Raw genomic sequence first — 18011 nt, forward strand, 5'->3', positions numbered from 1 at the left:
TTTGTATTTATTTTCATCATATCTCTATTAACTTTAATAAACAATATATGATATGTGAACATAATGATTTTAATAAATAACTATAGTTGTCTTACCTGTCATCTGGATTAACTGTAACACCGAACAAAATCAATAAGAGAAGAATACTAAGGCGAGTAACAATTTTTTATATTCGTTTAATAAGATGTCAGCCTAAATATCCAAATTCAACCCTTTGTATCATTACTGGACAAACCACTCAATCGCACGTTTAATAGCTCTATCCCAATAAGCATAATCATGATCTCCTGGACCATCTTCAAACTTATAAGAAACCCCTTTTTTATTTAATGTCTCAATAAATTGAAGGTTATCATGATATAAAAAGTCTTCTTTACCACACATGATAAACAATTCAGGAATATCTACATTAGCATCGATGGCTTGATCAAGTAAGTAGTACGTATCGAGTTCTGTACCTTTAATTTGAGTATCTCTTCCGGTGATAGCTTGTGGAGAGAAATCAATCCAATCCAAATCAATGAGTCGCTGTGCTTCAAAAACTGCTGAAAGTGGTGCAACTTTAGCAAATTTATCACTTTGAGTTAGCGCAAATTTAATCGTTCCATAACCGCCCATTGAATGTCCTGCAATAAAATTATCTTCTCTTTTTCTAGAAAGTGGTAAAATTTGATGTACGTATTCGTAAATTTCTAATATGTAATCATAGTAACTATGTCCATATACCATATTTGCATAGCCACTATGATCGACGTTAGGCATTATAATTGCAAGTTGATGTTCATTTGCATAACGCTCGATACTTGTATATCTTATGTAAGTTGTTTCATCGCTAGACAATCCATGTAATAACAACATTGATTTCAAATGTTTCGCTGTTCTTGAACTATCAAAGAATGTTACATCCTCTGGTAAAATAATCGTTAAATTTTGATGCATTCCTATCGTTGGTGAATTGTAATTCATTGTTATTAAAGCCATATGTGTCACTCCTCTACTGTATTATCTATTATTTTACTTATTCTTTTTATCAATTTATAGAAAAAACGCAACTTTGACTATAGATTATATAAATTTCTATACTTCTCAATGCAGAACTAAAATTTTATTCTCTATATTAAACAAGTTGATTTACTATAGATTGTCTAACCTTTAAATATGATATATTTCTAAAGCAATAAATGATGAAATAAAAAAACGATAGTGAATGATTTCATAGAAACCTATTCGACCATCGTTTGTCTTCAATTATGTATGAGTGATACGCACTCATTATAAGTCTTTACTAACCAACCAATTTTTACTGTTTTTAAAGAGTATTTTTTCTTCTCTAAGTTCATTTATGATATGACTCGTCGTTTCTCTAGATATTCCTGCCATATCACTCAATAACTGTATTGTCATAAAATGCTTAATTTCATAAAACTCATCATGATCATAACCTACTGTTTGACATAGGTAACGTAAAATCTTAGTCACGCGTTCTTTAGCTAATTTACTCGTTAAAGCCATATTGTATTCAATATGTTGACATTGTGTTTCGCTTAATAAGGAGAATAATTTCACAAAAATCTCTTCGTGATTTTTACATAAATATTCTATTAAATCTCTTGGAATTCCAATCATTTCGCAATCTGTTAGGGCTGTACACATTTCATTAGGAACTTTATCTTGAAATAAGTTATTTAAAGGAAAGAGCACTTTTTCTCTATTCAAATATCGATATACATCACCATTCAAATTAAAATTTTCTCTCATAATATTACCTTTTAAGAGTAAGTAGATATGCGTGGTTTCATCAGACGAATAGTAGACAATTTGTCCTTTGTTGTAATGTCTCACAAAACATTGACTTTTAAATGGCAGTAATACGCCTACAGGAATATTGATATAAGATGCTAATTGTTTAAAACTTTCATCAAGTTCATTTTCTCTACAAAACATTTGATTTCCAGTCATAAAAATAACTCCTTATTGCCTTAGACTATGGTCAAAGGGGACGCTATAATTTCTCCGATTTAAAATTTATTAGAATTCTGTATATACTACAGACAATATTTACTATGGACCACTGTTCTTATTATACCAATAGTTTAAATATCAAATATTTTATATACTTTTCTTTGTTTGATTTTTATCGATTAAACTCCCTTTATAACTCATGATTGATCAATATCTATAACATTTAAAAATATAAATTACATCATCGTAATAACCCTATCAATGCTAAAATAACGATAAGACTGAAGAAAATATAGTCAAATTGTGTAAGTCGCTTTTGATTATTTTTTTGAACAACTACATAGATGATAATCCCCGGAATATAGAGCAACATGGTAAGTAACAAATAATCTATACCTGACGCGTAAACCAGCCAAATTGCATAAATAGATGCTAGAATTCCTATAATCCATTGTTTAGGCGTTGCAGTTAACTTGTGTTCTATTGTATATTTCACCTGATAAAACGCACTGAACATGTATGGATAAAGTATAGCACTTGCCGCGAGAGAAAATGCAAAATGATAAGCACTTTTGGTAAACAGCATGCTAATAAGGAATATTTGAACTAATACATTAGTAATGAATAAGGCGTTCATAGGTGCCCCATTTTTATTTTCTTTTGCAAACCACTTAGGAAACAAACCATCTTTAGCTACAATAAAAGGCAACTCTCCGGCAAGCAATGTCCAACCTAGCCATGCACCTAATACTGAAATAATAAGACCAATATTGACAAATGTTGCTCCCCAATCACCAACAATATAAGCTAAAATTTGTGCCATTGATGGTGCCTCAAGTTTAGAAATATGATTTTGAATTACAATACCTTGTGCTAATACAGTCAGCAAAAAGTAAATGAGCAATACTGAAATAAGTCCGATAACAGTGGCAATTCCAACATCTTTTTTATTTTTAGCTCTTCCGGAAAATACAACAGCACCTTCAATACCAATAAATACCCAAACTGTCACTAACATCGTACTTTTAACTTGTGACATCGTATTAGCGAAATGAAATGATAATGAGCCATATCCATCCATTCCAAAGAAACCTATCCTGAATGTATTAAAATTAAAGGCTACAATCATACATATAATCACTAATAAGATAGGAATTAATTTTGTAATAGTAACAATACTATTGATTAAAGCAGCCGTCTCAACTCCTTTTAATATTAAAAAGTGCACACTCCACAATAATATTGATGCCACTATGATACTAGGAAATGTGTTGCCCCCTTTAAATATTGGAAAGAAGTTCCCTATAGAAGACATTAATAACGTTGCATATGCGACATTACCTAAAAAAGCTGAGAACCAATATCCCCAAGCACTTGCAAACCCTATAAAATCACCAAAACCCGCTTGAGCATAACTATAAATACCACCATCTAAATCAGATCGTTCATTAGTTAAGTTTTGAAAGACAAGTGCTAAAGAAATCATTCCAATAGCAGTAATCAACCATCCAATTATAATTGCTAATCCTCCAGCGTGGCCTCCCATATCAGATTGAATATTGAAAGCACCGCCACCAATCATCGAACCTATAACAAGACCGATTAATGATGTTCGACTTAATCTTTTATCTCCTGTGTCATTCATATTCATTTCTCCTTTAGAAGGAGGGATTGAAAACGTATATGCTTTTTAAAATACACATGCATATATATAGATGTATAGCGGAAAGATATAGATGAGTAACGACACATCTTTGATAGTCATTGACCGAAGTTCTATATCATCCTCTCAACATGATTTTGAAAAAAATTATTTTTTTATGTGACACAATTTGAAAAAAATATTCGTTTATTTAATAAAGCATACACGTGATCTTATCCCTATTTATTTTTCTTGTAGTAAATCTAGCCTAAAGTTGCTGCCATCACGGCTTTAATCGTATGCATTCGATTTTCAGCTTGGTCAAACACTCTAGAATGCTCACTTCTAAATATTTCGTCTGTCACTTCCATTTCAGTTAAGCCATATTTTTCAAAAATATCCTGACCATATTCTGTTTGTGTATCGTGAAAAGCTGGTAAGCAATGTAAAAATATCGTATTTACTTTCCCGGTTAAATTAAACATTTTTCTATTAACTTGATAGTCTTTCAATAAATGAATACGTGTTTCGAATTCACTTTCTTCACCCATTGATACCCAAACATCAGTATAAATAACATCTGCATCTTTGACGGCAGTATGAATGTTATCAGTCATCTTAACTGAACCTCCATAATTAGACGCTTGATCTTTAGCAATATTAAAATATACATCTCTTGGTGTTAATGATGAGGGTGTACAAATACGTACATTTACGCCAAGCATCGCACCCGCCACCATAAGCGAATGTGCAACATTATTACGTCCGTTTCCTACATAAGTTAGGTTGATGCCTTTTAAATATCCAAAATTTTCTTTAATTGTCATATAATCAGCTAACATTTGTGTAGGATGCCAATCATCAGTTAACCCATTCCATACCGGTACTCCAGAGAATTCGGCCAATTGTTCAACAGTTTTTTGGGAAAAACCTCTAAATTCAATTCCATCAAACATTCTTCCTAAAACTTTGGCAGTATCCTCAACAGATTCTTTTTTACCTAATTGAATATCATTTTTCCCTAAGAATTCAGGGTGTGCACCTAGATCAATAGATGCGACTGTAAATGCGGCACGCGTGCGAGTAGACGTCTTTTCAAAGAGTAAAGCAATGTTCTTACCCTCTAAATATCGATGTGGTGTGCCTTGTTGTTTATATTTTTTTAACGTCATAGCAAAATCGATTAGACCTTCAAATTCTTCACCTGTGAGATCATACTCTTTTAGCAGTGACTTACCTTTTAAATCGAAGGGTTTCTTGATGTTTTTCATGGGATGTGCCCCTTTCATTTTATAAGTCGCTATCAAATTTAATAGCATAAGTGAATGTATTTCGTGATGCTCAAGCTATATCTATTCAACACCCTATCTTATATCTATAGATCTTCTCTTATTAAAGGTTGACTCATACAACGAGGGCCTCCTCGACCACGTACAAGTTCACTTCCAGGAATTTCAATAACTTTGATACCATGCTCACGTAACAATTGATTAGAAACATAATTACGATCATAAGTTACAACCACACCGGGACGGATGCATAAAGTATTCGAACCATCATTCCATTGTTCACGAGCTCCGTCGATGATATCACCATTTCCAGTTGGTATTAATGTAATTTCATCAACATTGAGCACTTCTTCTAATGTTTGTTTAAGATGACTAGAATGTTGGATTTTGATATCTTCAGCTTTATCATCGTATTCGATGATAAAGATATTCATGTTTCCTTCTGATTTAAGAATTGCTGAATGTGTAGTGAATTTGTCGTAATCAATCATTGTACAAACAGTATCTAGATGCATAAATGTTCGACTAGTTGGAATCTCAATCGCCACCACCTTTTTAAAAGTAGATAACGGATCTTTAAAAATACGTCGTGCTAAACGTTCAATTGCTTGTGCAGAAGTACGTTCAGATATCCCTATTGCAAGTACATCTTTAGATAACACCAGTTCGTCTCCGCCTTCGATATTGAATGGGCAGTCACGATCCAACCATAAAGGAACATTCTCATCTTTAAATCTAGGATGATGTTTTAAAATATATGAAATGAAAATCGATTCTCTGCGTCTTGCTCTCCAAAACATGCGATTTACTGTCATACCTTTACCAATTGAAGCTTGAGGATCACGTGTGAAATATAGATTAGGCATTGGGTCAAGATAAAACGGATATTTATCATCCATGCACTCTACAAGGTGTGTCGATTCAAGTTGTATTTCTTCTTTGCGTACGCCAGCCATAATCTTATTAATTAATGCTTGATTTGACAAAGTTGAAAAGAGTTTTTTTATTTCTGTTTCATGCCCTAGGATAGTTTTTCTAGATTCTGCTAAAACGTCATCTATAAATTGCTCTCTGACATTTGAATCTTCTATACTTTGTGCTGCTAATTTTTCTAAATAAAGCACTTCTATTCCTTCATCTTGAAGAACTTGAGCAAAACGATCGTGCTCTTGTTGAGCTACCTTTAAAAATGGAATATCATCAAACAATAATCCATCTAAGTAATCAGGCACTAAGTTTTCTAATTCTTTCCCTGGTCTTTTAAGTAATACCGTCTTTAGTTTCCCGATTTCACTGTTAACTTGAATAGGTCCATTTGTCATACTCATTTCCTCCTTTTCTTCGCTACATTATCAGTATAAAACTGATTAATAACTAAGTTCGTGATGATTATCACATACTAAATGTAAAAAGTTTCGCAACATTTGGTTATTCAATACATAATTATGTTTGAATATACATTACTATTGCATACTTTCGTTAAAAAAATGAATATTTGAGTAATATGAACATTTACATCTTTATGGATAAAAGTTTTTTATTCATAAATTTGAATACTTAATCAAATAACAACACTCATATTTATTGAAATAAAAAACACCTGATAAACGATGTATGCGCTTACCAGGTTATATTTATAATAAACAACTTTATAAATTTTTATGAATAATTATGATTAAATATTTTGTAATAGACATATTCAGCTATAGACTGGGAATGTGTAAGAATCATAATCGTATCATTACCACTTATAGTTCCTATAATCTCTTTCAATTGTAACTGATCAATATAATAATTTATGCTTTGTGCAAATCCTGGTGTCGTCTTTATTAGTATATACGATTCTTTAATCATAGTGTTAATAATTTCTGTTTTTATGTAATCATTAAGTTTTACTCTTGAGTCTAATTGAGACTGCTGCGTAAGTAATTTATATTCATATTGATTTGCCTTCACAGGCAGGCGATAAATATGGAGTTCTCTTAAATCTCTTGCAATAGTAGTCATGCTATAACGTACACCAAAGTGATCATCAATGTAATCAATAATATCTGCTTTTTTATAAATGTGATTTTGCTTAACAATCATAGTTACTAAATCTTGTCGTTTACTCTTTTTCATTGAATGATCAACTCCTATAGATAACTAATTTATTTTAATTTATAAATTAAAATTTCTTTTTATTTAATTATACTTTATCATTTTATTGTTGATAATAATAAGAATTTTTATGTCGTTTGTGACAAAGTACGTAAACATACATTCAAATTTAAAATTAATTTGTTTATTTAACTATCATTTTATCTATATTTCCCCTTTTATTCTTATTAGGTTTTTTATACTCATTACTATGCAGTCACACTTACGCTAGACAAACCGTAGTCTTACCTCAAGGTAAAGTAAGCGGCTTTGTATTAGTTTAAAAATTCCTGAAGATTTTAGTTCACTCTTATGATGAAATAAAAAACCTGAGACAGTTAAGTTTGTCTCAGGCTGAGTCGAAATTAAGTCAACACTCATTTCGATTAAGGCTTTAAAGATTGTAAATATTTAACATTACTTCTTCTTTGTTAAGGTTCTTTAAAATTCATTTTTAGATACTTGTTAACATATTTTTTTTAAAACGGTTCGCCTACACGCCAACACTGTCCCATGCTTGACCTACTTGTTGAGCAATACCGTCGCCATATAAATCAAATGCTGCTTGTTGTAATGATGCTTTGGCATCTTGGAAATTAGAATTTGAAGTTAAATAAACAGTTAACGCTCTATAGTAAATTTGTTCAGAACGTTGTTTACCAATACTACGAATTGTGTTGTAAGCTGCTTTGTTCGGAATACCTGAATTCGTATGTACGCCTCCATTGTCAGAATTTGTATAAACAAAATCATTCATATGAGATGGTTGTCCAAAACGCTCTGGATTAGATAAACTTCTTAAGGCATCTCCGCCTACGCCAGGTGTATAAACATCTTCACCCATTAAGAAATCTTCATCATCAACGAAGTAACCAAATACATCTGAAAAACTTTCATTTAATGCACCTGATTGAGAACGGTAAACAAGATTAGCAGTTTGCTGTGTTACACCATGTGTAATTTCATGTGCAACAACATCATTTGCACCAGACAGCGCTGTAAATGTACGTCCATCTCCGTCACCATAAATCATTTTATCACCAATCCAAGCCGCATTGTTTCTGTTATCTTGACCTTGGAAGTTATTTACATGTGCGAGTGAAATAATTGGGCTACCTTGATTATCATATGATTCTCGGCCGAAAGTATCTTTATAATAGTCATACGTTTCTTTAGCGTAATAATTTGCATCTACACCTGCACGTTGTTCATCATCAACAAAATTTCTGTCTTTATCTTGCATTAAGTAAGCTTGGCCAGTATTCGCATCGTAATTGTAAGCTGAAAGTGTACCTTGTTGAGTTAAATCTTGTAGTGCATAGCCACCGCTGACACTATTAATATTAATTTGTTTCATGTCACCTAGTACACCTTTACCTGTACCTGTAGTAGCTGCTTCTTTGATCATATTTAATTTATCAACCACTTGACCCGTTTCAGCGTCAATTTTCACATTCCAATGAGAAATTTTTGGTGAAGTTGTAATAATTTCTATGTTATAAACATATTTATTTTTTTCTCCATCAATCTCAACTTTATTGGTTTTGATGACATCACTTTTTAAGTTTTTAGCTTTTTGACGGTCAATTTTTATTGCTTCGAAAGCTTTATCTGTGGCATTTTCTTTACTTATCGATACTTTATTCGTAGGTTGAACTTTCTTAGCATCAGTATCACCATTGACAAGAACTACCTTACCCTCTTTATTCGTATGAACTTTTACTTCTTTGTCGGGTGCATACGTGTTGCCCACTTTCGGTTGCAATGTGTAATGCGTAAATCCTTTGTTATCTTTTTCAGTATCAGTGACCTTATAATCTTTGTAATGATTTTTTATATTTTCAGATTTTGGTAACTCTTTCAATGCGTTAGTTGCTTGAGATTCTTGGGTTACTTTCGCATCGATGTTTTGAGTTGCTGATACTTTATCCTTAGCGTCAACCTCCGTATTGACTAAAGGACTTGCCACAGTTAATGCGGCAATACTTGTAAGTGCGAATTTAGAAAAATTCTTCATTTTATTACCTCCTATAAATTAATGAAAAACAACTTACTATATAATAGTAATTAAAATTTTCTGAAAAGTAAATGAAAATTTCATTTAATTCACATAATCATCACTTATAATTTTTTTGTATAAATAATTTGTACAATACTTAAAAAACTTATGTTAAAATTTTAATTTAGAATTAATGTTATAATACACATCAGTTAATTAAAATGAAATAAAATTAATTATTATAACAAATAGTTAAAACGTTTCACTTCAAATGCTATATTTTGAGAAATAGATCTAAAAAGTCGTCACTTTCTGAAGAATCAACAATTCTAGAACAATATGGTACGGCGTATTTTTTAAATACTGTTTAGTTTTACGATGTTATATTAAAAACACCCTCCAAGTTGAATATTTTAAATTCTACTTGGAGAGTGTAACGTCACATCTTTATTACTCATTCTCTTCATTTAAATATGAAGTGATAAACTCTATATAGTATTCCACAAATTCTAAATAATTGGCTTTTTCTACGCACTCATTTATTTGATGAGGTCCATTTCCCGGACCAAACATTAAAAATGGAAAGTTTTCATCTTTTCCTTTTAATAAGTTGGAAGCATCAGTAACTGCTACAGTAGGAGTAACGATTAAATCTCTTTCGTTAGAAAAATGGCTTTTTGCAATATCAAACCCTAGCTCTACCAAGCGATTTTGACCTGTTGTTACTACAGGTTCTAAATCAAGATAAAGTTCTTGAGTCAAACTAGCACCATTTTGATTTGCTTGCTCTATATATTCATTAAATAGCGCTTTAACTTTGTTATTATTATATTCTGGTATTGTGCGTACATTAAATTCAGCTGTAGCAAAATCAGGTACTGAATTAACTTGTGTTCCCCCTTGAACAATACTATTAGTCATAACAAGTCCTTGAATAAGTTCTTGTGCCTTTTCCTTTGTTATATGGTTAGGTAGTTGACTTCCTAAATTATTTATCATGTTTGAAAAATCTAAGGATTCACCTTTTACTGATTGTGTTATTTTTTCATATTCTTGATTTATATTTTGAATAAATTCTAATAATGGCTTAATAGCATTTTGACCTAAAAATGGTAATGAACTATGTGAAGCACGTCCTTTAGATTTTATTCTAAAGTCCATTGAACCTTTATGTGCATACACCAAACTAGGAAATGATGGTTCCGCAATAAGTAATGCATCTAAATCATCAGCATATCCTTTTTCAAACAACTGTTGCGAACCAGATTGTTCCATTTCTTCACCCACTGTTGCCATGAATTTAATAGTTCCCTGAGTTAACTTACCACTTTCTTTAATTTCAATAAGAGCAATGGCTAAAGCTGCTAATCCAGATTTCATATCTGCAGCTCCCCTACCGTATAAATAGCCTTGATCCTCTGTGAGTGTGAAAGGATCATACGTCCAATGATCATGATTTCCCTCAGATACTACATCCATATGACCAGATATTCCTATAACTGGTTGACTTGAACCAACGGTTGCAATTAAATTTGCTCGACCATCTGTAACTGTATCAATATGTGAACGAATTCCATACCGATTAAATAGTTTTTCTAAGTACTGTGCAACCTCTAATTCATTACTATTTACAGTTTTTATTGACACTATATCGGATAAGATTTTAATTCTTTCCTCATCAGATAATACCCGCATCGTTATTCCACCTTTCTTAATTTGTAAAACTTTTAATTTAACAATGTAAGTATAACTTTTATTCTATAATGTATCTCATTTATCTATATTGTTTACCTTACAATACTTATATTAATTGATTATAACAAGCATAATGGTTCAGTCATGACATCATGCTTAGACGTTAAACGATAATTCTAGTTTGTAATATATTACTAGAAAATTAAATCTGGAATTTTTAATGTACTTTATAGAATAATTCTACTTACAATAAAAAAAGGATTATAATAAAATATAGTTGATAAAAAGGATGGAGGATATACGCTTTGAAAAAATTTTTAGCTACAATAGTGGTAATCATTCTTATATGTGCATTGGGCTTTTCATTATATGCAGCTATTAACCACCATACGACTTCTAATAAGAACGATCAAAAAATAGAACACAATCGCAAAAACAAACAAAATAATACTTCAAATCAGAATCGTGATACTCATCAACAACAAGATCAAACGCAACCAACAAATAGTGACTATAACAACGATAATCAATCAGGTACTGAACAACCAGCGCAACAACCTAATTACCATCAATACCCAAATAATAATCAACAGTCTGGTTCAAATAAAAATAACTCTTCAGAAAATAACAAACAGAAACCGAATCAGAACAAAACTAATCAATCAGATCATCAACCATCACAATCAACACCACAACAGTCGTCACAACCTAATCATAATCAATCTGATTCACAACAAAATGGCAACTCAAATAATAATTCCAACAATCAAAATCATGGAACAAATGATAATCAGAATAAAAATCGTTAATCATATGACAAAGCTTATGCATGTATCAAATTATATTGTATAAGCTTTTTATTTTTTTATTCGAATATGTTTGAAATTGCTATAAAATCAATATAACTAATATGTGAAAAATGTTATATTTGTTCAATACTTTTATAAATTCTTTTTATATAATTTATAAATTAAGTTAAAATTAAAGTAACTAATCTTATATTGAGGTGTATCATGAGAAAACTGATATCTACCATTATCGTTTCAACATTATTAATTGGAGGATGTTCCACAGTGCATAAAGAAGCAAAACATTCATCACAATCAATTCCTGAAGAAGTTCCTGCAAGTCAATACAAAGGTCAAGGTTTCCAACCAGTAGCTGAAAAAAGTGCTATCGCACATGCGAAAAAATATCGTGAAGAATACGAAAAACTTGGCGAACAATTTTTTAAAGATAATTTTAGCCTTAATGTTAAAGCCACAAATGTTGTAGGAAGTGGTGATGGCGCCGAAGTTTACGTTCATTGCGATGATCATGACATTGTGTTTAATGCAAGCATCCCTTTTGATAAGGAAGCAATACATGAAGAAGGCTCCATGCGAAGCAATGATAACGGAGATACCATGAGTAATATGGTTGGAACGGTGTTAAGTGGTTTTGAATATAAAGCACAAAAAGAAAAATATGATAACTTAACAAAGTTCTTTAAAGACAATGAAGAAAAATATCAATATACCGGTTTTACTAAAGAAGCAATACATAAGACACAGAATGTTGGATATCAAAATGAGTATTATTATTTAGCAGGTAACGTTACTAATATTAATAATTATAGAAAATATTATGAACCTTTAATAAAAAAAGATTCTAAGAATTTCAAAGAAGGCATGAAAAAAGCAAATGAAGCAACAAATTTCAAAGCCAAAATTGAAGTTGTTTCAACATTATTCAGTACTAAATCTGATTTCACTAAAAATAACTCTAAGAAAGATTTATTATTCTTAAGTGATGATTTATATCATTACAAAGAAAAACCTGAAAACACAAACATAACTTTACAATTAAGTGAGCCAAAAATTAATTCTACACGCGCATTTTATGATGCTAACAACCCATTAGAATATGGAGTGCATAAACATGAGTAAAATCAATGATAGAGATATTGCTGAATTAAATAGCTTTTGGGCTTGATTTAAATAATGTATTTCATATTAATTAAGATGTAATATTAGTAAAGAAAGGTGTATCATGATAAAATTAATCGCCACAATTATCGTTTCAACACTAATATTAGGAAGTTGTTCGACAATGAAAGACGAAATAGAAAAAGTTCCTGCAAGTCAATACAAAGGTCAAGATTTCCAACCATTAGCTGAAAAAAGTGCTATCGCACATGCGAAAAAATATCGTGAAGAATACGAAAAACTTGGCGAACAATTTTTTAAAGATAATTTTAGCCTTAATGTTAAAGCCACAAATGTTGTAGGAAGTGGTGATGGCGCCGAAGTTTACGTTCATTGCGATGATCATGACATTGTGTTTAATGCAAGCATCCCTTTTGATAAGGAAGCAATACATGAAGAAGGCTCCATGCGAAGCAATGATAACGGAGATACTATGAGTATGATGGTAGGAACTGTGTTAAGCGGTTTTGAGTATAGAGCAAATAAGGAAAAAATGGATAACTTAGAAAAATACCTCAAAGATAAAGAAGATAAATATCACTATACTGGATTCACCGATGAAGCAATAACTAAAACTCAAAATATAGGTTATCAAAATAATTACTTTTACATTACTACTAGTTCCACGAAATTACGAGATTATAGAAAACATTTTGAACCTTTAATTAAAGAAAGTGACGATGATTTTAAAAAGCATATGAAACAATTAAAGTCTAAAAAAGATACGTATATTAATACAGAAATAACGACTACACTTTTCAGTACTCTGGACGAATATGACGAAAAAATCATTAGAAAAAATACTTTATCCATGGCTAAAGAAATGAGAAAAGAGCCATCTATTCCACATAATTTCACATTCCACTTATTATTTAGCAATAACAAATTAAAAATCAACGATCCAAACATAAGTAACAATCAAATTAATGAGTATAGGGTGTTCGACCATGACGGATTTAAAAATTAATGATAGGGATATAGCTGAAATAAATGGCTTTTGGGTATATCACAATACTAAAAACAAACAATTTACAGTTAACGGTAAAAAATTCAAAGTAATTGATTCTTACGATGATGCATCCACATCAAATTCTATAGTAGCAGTTGGTGCTAACTAAGATGTATATTAATAAAAAGATGTATGTGAGCACACTTTTCACATACATCTTTTTTATCTTCATTCTTTTATATGATAAAAATTAAAATCACTATGTTTGTTTAAATGATAAAGCAATGAACAAATCAAAGTATCAATCATTGTTTACCTAAAGATTATCCAATATTTGCAATTGCTAGATTTCATGTCATTTCTGGATTTGAGAGTGAATATTTTTCTAAGCGCATACCTTTTGTAAAAGATATGCCACAATATATCACGCCATCAATTTTAAATTTAATTGATAATTATAAATATTGACCATTTACTAAGCAGTTAACATACCTTAATACCTTAAATAGCTTAAGTTATTTTTACAGAATAGAAGAATGTTAATGTTTGATAATTAAAAAGTTAATTCTAGAAATTTTAAAATCTCTAGAATTAACTTTACTCAACTTTTTTATATCTCATTGATATTTATCTTAGTGGAATCTCATACCACCGTCAACGATGATTGTTTGGCCAGTAATATAATCTGAATCGCTACCTGCTAAGAAGCTTACTACATTAGCTACATCTTCAGGTTTAGATAAGCGTTTTAAGGCAATTTGATCTGTAAATTGTTTCCAACCCCATTCCATTGGTTGGTTATTTTCCTCAGCAAGCTTTTCAGCGATACCTTTCATCATTGGTGTTTCAACAATACCAGGTGCGAATGCGTTGACTGTAATATTTTTCTCAGCTAAATCACGTGCTGCTACTTGAGTCAATCCTCTAACAGCAAACTTAGTACTACTGTATAGAGATAAGCCTGCATTACCTTCAACACCTGCTTGAGATGTGGCATTGATAATTTTACCGCCATGTCCTAATTTATCAAATTGTTCAATTGCAGCTTGGATGCCCCAGAATACACCACCTACGTTAACACCTACAACTTGATTAAATTGTTCAGGTGTTACTGATTCAATTGGTGTCATTGGACCAAGACCAGCATTATTAACTAGGACATTTAAATCGCCAAAGTGTTCAACGACTTGATTTAATACACTAAATACTTGATCACGATTTGAAACGTCTGCTTTAAAAGCAACTGCTTCTTGCCCTTCTTTTGATAATTTTTCAGCTGACTCTTTAGCTACCGCTTCATTAAAGTCTACAAGCGCGATGCTATATCCATCTTCAAATAGACGCTCAGCAATTTTCAAGCCAATACCTTGTGCTGCACCTGTGACAACGGCTACTTTTTTTGAGTTACTCAACAAAACCACTCCTCAATATTTCTTAAGATTATATATTTAAATTATCATAATTTGTGCAATTTGATGTGAAGATATTGTGAATAAATGCACAATTTTATTAACATTTAATTTTCAATGTTCATCTATTGCAATTAATTAAATTACAAGAAGTCACAATATTCCAAATTCCTAGTTCTCAATTTTATTTTGTTTTTAAAGAATTTGTTAAAATTTCTCAACCCCCTTTACATGTATCTATATGTATGTTAGAAATAGTTATGTAAGCGTATCACAAACAACAAGGGAGGATTATATTATTATGTCAGGTATCGTTGAATCATTACATAACGCTGTAAACGCTGGTTTACACGTAAAACAAGATTGGGTAGACATGGGATTCGGTATTGCAGATACAGTTGCAAAAATCGTTGACCAAGTTTTAAAATTTGTTTAATTCAAAATAGCATATGAAACCTCATTGTTTCTAAATACCATAAAACAAGGCTAGGATACATATCGTGTCCTAGCCTTGTTAACATATTAGTAGTTGTAGATGCTAATTAAGTTGAACAAGTGACTATACTGTACTATTCATCTTAAAATATTAATTCTATAACCTTTTTAGAATTTATCATTTTAGCCCTCTATTTCTCTGACAAAATGATTTATTCTAATGCTCCACCATCATACTGGACCATTAACTTTCACTCTTAAGCGAACTGATTTCCACATGTTTTAAAGTGAAGCAATTTTTATTAGAGATATTAATTTCATCTCTTTACCACTTAATATATATCGAACTCAAATCTAATTTAATTCAAATTTTACTTTTTTAATAATTGATGTCTACTATTCTAAAAATATAACTTAATTATAAATAACGACTTCTTATAATTGTAATTAAGATGATGGTAATATTTTTCACGTTTTCCCCATATTGATTGTGTTCAATTTTAATAATAGAATTAAAGTAAATCATTGAAGCGTTTTCTCAAAGTTTATATAGAGAAGAGTGATTAATCGTGATTGATAGACAAATCAAACTCATCAAATTGTTATTAAATTATACAGATACGTATATAAGTGGCCATGATATTGCCAAACAGTTAAATGTATCTAATAGAACTATTCGTAATGATATTAAAACTATACATACTACATTTCTAAATGAATTAATTTTAAGTGTACAATCTAAAGGTTATCTGCTAAATACATGGCTTTATACACCTGATGAGATACAATCTGCTTTAGAGTCAGTTATTGTAAAAGAAAATAAATTACTTATCACAATTGCTTATAGGTTATTTATGGAAAAGCATACATTCACTATCAAAGAGCTATCTTCAACTTACCATTTAACAAAATCAAAAGTGATTGATTATATAACACGTATACAAACGTGGGCTATAAAATTTGATATTTATTTATCAATTAAAAAGAAGCAAGGTATCATGATCGATGCGAGTACAACGAGTATCAGTAATGCTGTACTTCATATCAACCAACTTACAGACGATGACTTTAAAGTTGAAAACCTTATTTTACAAGAGTTACCTCAAGCCCATACTAGAAAAATAAAACAAATTATCTCAAAGCATATAGATAATCATCAATTATCAACTTCTGAAAATAAAATACAACAATTACTTGTGCATCTAATTTTAATTATCAAACATTCTCAACCAGAGGAAGAAGATTGGAGCACTGATTCAGAATCTTTAACTATTGCGAAAAAGTGTATAAAAGATATCAACGAAACGCTTGGATATCAACTTAACAATAAAACAAGCGAATGCTTTTCCTTTTTTATTAGCTACCATTACAATAAGTTTGATTTAGGGGTCCAACAACTATTTATCCAAAGTTATATCGATTGCCTCATTGAATTAATGGAGCAACATATTGGTTTTCCCTTTTCACAAGATACAATTTTAAAAGATAATATGAACGTCCACTTTAGTCGTACATATTTGCGATTAATGCGTCATGTGTATCTAAATAATCCATTAACAAGTCAAATTAAACGACTATATCCCTTTGTCTTTAATACACTATATGATAGTATTCGACAATTATCACAAGATACAAATATCCAATTAAGTGAAGACGAGATTGCCTTTTTAACTATACATTTTCAGTCTTCTATCGAACGTCATAAGTCATCACATATTCATGTTGTAATTGCTTGTTATTATGGTTTAGGCATCTCAACGTTACTCGCTGAGAAAATCAAACAACTTAATCATGCAATACAAATCGTAGATACATTAAAACTTGAAGATATTAACGACTATCATTTTGAAGGGATTGACTTATTAATTACTACTCAAGACTTTGATACAAGTCAACTTTTACAAACACCTAAAGTCATACAAGTATCACCTTTATTTTCAGATGACGATGCTAAAAAAATCAAATTCTTTATAAAAGCCATGCAAAACCCATTATCAAAAGATGATATATTATCAAAAATTCAGTTGAGTGTTGAGTCCAATTTCAAACTGAATCATTCAACTCACATTCTTCCAATTTTTGAGAAATCCAAAGAAATTTTAGATTATCATCATGCAACTCTAGATGGCTATATAGAAAGTGCAATAGATCGCGAAAAACAATCCTCAACATATATAGGTAAAGGGATAGCACTCCCGCACGGCAACCCTGAAAAAGTACTAAAATCACACATGATTATATTTAAACCTTCTCAACCTATAACATGGAAACAACATAAAGTTAAACTTGTTTTCTTTTTAGCAATGAGTAAAAAAGATTTAAATATTAACCGTAAAATTATACAAACAATTGCTCAATTAGAAGAAGATGACATCCATCAATTATGTCTTTTAGATGATTTACAACTAAAAAACACTTTGTATGCACGTTTTAAAGAATAATTGCCACTATTGACGGCAATTATTCTTTTTTACACTTAAATGTATGCGTTTACAATTATTGTTAGGAAAAGGAGCGTGCATACT

General features: G+C 30.8%; 15 protein-coding genes. 6 read left to right on the plus strand and 9 right to left on the minus strand.

What is annotated here, in order from left to right:
- Positions 1–222 precede the first annotated feature (222 nt).
- The 8 genes from HMPREF2897_RS02205 to HMPREF2897_RS02240 form a co-directional block, all read right to left on the minus strand.
- Positions 223–981 (minus strand): alpha/beta hydrolase, encoded by a 759-nt coding sequence (locus HMPREF2897_RS02205; protein WP_070592574.1) that lies wholly within the window; start codon positions 979–981, stop codon positions 223–225.
- Between the two features lie 291 nt (positions 982–1272).
- Positions 1273–1959 (minus strand): Crp/Fnr family transcriptional regulator, encoded by a 687-nt coding sequence (locus tag HMPREF2897_RS02210; RefSeq protein ID WP_001831835.1) that lies wholly within the window; start codon positions 1957–1959, stop codon positions 1273–1275.
- A gap of 244 nt (positions 1960–2203) precedes the next feature.
- Complete coding sequence (gene arcD, locus HMPREF2897_RS02215) at positions 2204–3607, minus strand: arginine-ornithine antiporter (protein ID WP_070592575.1); 1404 nt, start codon at positions 3605–3607, stop codon at positions 2204–2206.
- Positions 3608–3867: 260 nt separating this feature from the next.
- Positions 3868–4875, minus strand: a complete 1008-nt coding sequence (gene argF, locus HMPREF2897_RS02220) for an ornithine carbamoyltransferase (RefSeq protein ID WP_002458332.1) — start codon at positions 4873–4875, stop codon at positions 3868–3870.
- A gap of 104 nt (positions 4876–4979) precedes the next feature.
- Positions 4980–6215 carry an arginine deiminase gene (gene arcA / locus HMPREF2897_RS02225; protein ID WP_070592579.1) on the minus strand — a complete coding sequence of 412 codons (1236 nt, stop codon included), beginning with the start codon at positions 6213–6215 and terminating at the stop codon, positions 4980–4982.
- Between the two features lie 337 nt (positions 6216–6552).
- A complete protein-coding gene (locus tag HMPREF2897_RS02230) occupies positions 6553–7014 on the minus strand; it encodes an arginine repressor (protein WP_002486840.1) in 462 nt (153 codons plus the stop codon).
- Between the two features lie 511 nt (positions 7015–7525).
- Positions 7526–9049 carry a M4 family metallopeptidase gene (locus HMPREF2897_RS02235; RefSeq protein ID WP_070592580.1) on the minus strand — a complete coding sequence of 508 codons (1524 nt, stop codon included), beginning with the start codon at positions 9047–9049 and terminating at the stop codon, positions 7526–7528.
- A 432-nt stretch (positions 9050–9481) separates the two neighbouring features.
- Positions 9482–10726 carry an ArgE/DapE family deacylase gene (locus HMPREF2897_RS02240; RefSeq protein WP_002486866.1) on the minus strand — a complete coding sequence of 415 codons (1245 nt, stop codon included), beginning with the start codon at positions 10724–10726 and terminating at the stop codon, positions 9482–9484.
- Positions 10727–11031: 305 nt separating this feature from the next.
- Here HMPREF2897_RS02240 and HMPREF2897_RS02245 point away from each other — a divergent pair, with 305 nt between their 5' ends.
- From HMPREF2897_RS02245 to HMPREF2897_RS12100, 4 genes are all read left to right on the plus strand, one after another.
- Entirely contained in the window at positions 11032–11535 is a 504-nt protein-coding gene (locus tag HMPREF2897_RS02245) for a hypothetical protein (protein ID WP_002486837.1), read from the plus strand.
- A gap of 204 nt (positions 11536–11739) precedes the next feature.
- Positions 11740–12654 carry a DUF1672 domain-containing protein gene (locus HMPREF2897_RS02250; protein WP_080352552.1) on the plus strand — a complete coding sequence of 305 codons (915 nt, stop codon included), beginning with the start codon at positions 11740–11742 and terminating at the stop codon, positions 12652–12654.
- A 103-nt stretch (positions 12655–12757) separates the two neighbouring features.
- Complete coding sequence (locus HMPREF2897_RS02255) at positions 12758–13660, plus strand: DUF1672 domain-containing protein (protein ID WP_083303124.1); 903 nt, start codon at positions 12758–12760, stop codon at positions 13658–13660.
- Positions 13641–13811, plus strand: coding sequence for a hypothetical protein (locus HMPREF2897_RS12100; RefSeq protein ID WP_002456749.1), 171 nt, complete (start codon positions 13641–13643; stop codon positions 13809–13811). The genes HMPREF2897_RS02255 and HMPREF2897_RS12100 overlap by 20 nt, the downstream gene beginning before the upstream one ends.
- Before the next feature lie 463 nt (positions 13812–14274).
- Here the strand turns inward: HMPREF2897_RS12100 and HMPREF2897_RS02260 are convergent, their stop codons facing one another.
- A complete protein-coding gene (locus tag HMPREF2897_RS02260) occupies positions 14275–15054 on the minus strand; it encodes a (S)-acetoin forming diacetyl reductase (protein ID WP_001831826.1) in 780 nt (259 codons plus the stop codon).
- A 298-nt stretch (positions 15055–15352) separates the two neighbouring features.
- Here HMPREF2897_RS02260 and HMPREF2897_RS02265 point away from each other — a divergent pair, with 298 nt between their 5' ends.
- Together HMPREF2897_RS02265 and HMPREF2897_RS02270 are read left to right on the plus strand one after the other, a co-directional pair.
- Complete coding sequence (locus tag HMPREF2897_RS02265) at positions 15353–15487, plus strand: beta-class phenol-soluble modulin (RefSeq protein WP_001831873.1); 135 nt, start codon at positions 15353–15355, stop codon at positions 15485–15487.
- A 568-nt stretch (positions 15488–16055) separates the two neighbouring features.
- Positions 16056–17927 carry a BglG family transcription antiterminator gene (locus HMPREF2897_RS02270; protein WP_070592583.1) on the plus strand — a complete coding sequence of 624 codons (1872 nt, stop codon included), beginning with the start codon at positions 16056–16058 and terminating at the stop codon, positions 17925–17927.
- The last annotated feature ends 84 nt before the right edge of the window (positions 17928–18011 follow it).

The sequence above is a fragment of the Staphylococcus sp. HMSC065D05 genome, from assembly GCF_001813195.1.
GTDB lineage: Bacteria > Bacillota > Bacilli > Staphylococcales > Staphylococcaceae > Staphylococcus > Staphylococcus epidermidis.